Annotated in this window: 1 pseudogene; it reads right to left on the bottom strand. The window is 43.8% G+C overall.

Annotation, left to right across the window (positions count from 1 at the left end):
• A pseudogene (locus ACS8FC_RS16665) lies at positions 1–783 on the bottom strand (DNA-directed RNA polymerase subunit beta'); the annotation flags it as partial.

Raw genomic sequence — 783 nt, 5'->3', positions numbered from 1 at the left:
AGAGTAATCGACACGCTTACCAAGTAAGTTCTGACGGAAACGACCTTGCTTACCTTTGATCATATCTGCCAAAGATTTCAATGGACGCTTATTACTACCAGTGATGGCACGACCGCGACGACCGTTATCAAGCAACGCATCTACTGACTCTTGCAACATACGTTTTTCGTTACGTACGATGATGTCAGGTGCGCTTAGCTCAAGCAGACGCTTAAGACGGTTGTTACGGTTGATTACACGGCGATATAGATCATTTAGATCTGACGTCGCAAAACGGCCGCCTTCTAGCGGTACTAAAGGACGCAAATCTGGTGGTAATACTGGTAAGATGTTCATTACCATCCACTCAGGCTTGTTATTAGAATCACGGAATGCTTCTAATAATTTGAGACGCTTAGACATCTTTTTAAGCTTAGTCTCAGAACCAGTTTGTGGAATCGCTTCACGTAGCTCATCAATTTCAAGATCGATATCGATGTCTTTTAATAGGTCTTGAACTGCTTCAGCACCCATCTTGGCTGTGAATTCATCACCGAATTCTTCAAGCGCTTTGTAATAATCTTCATCATCAAGCAACTGGTACTTTTCTAAGCTAGTTAGACCAGGCTCAGTAACGATGTAGCTTTCGAAATATAGAACGCGCTCGATATCACGTAGCGTCATGTCTAGCAATAGACCGATGCGGCTTGGTAATGATTTTAGGAACCAAATATGCGCAACTGGACTGGCTAGGTCGATATGACCCATGCGGTCACGACGGACTTTAGCAGTGGTAACTTCGAC

Source organism: Psychrobacter sp. 1Y4, from assembly GCF_051847555.1.
Note: the sequence above shows the minus strand (reverse complement) of the source record. Positions and strands in the feature narration are given on the sequence as shown.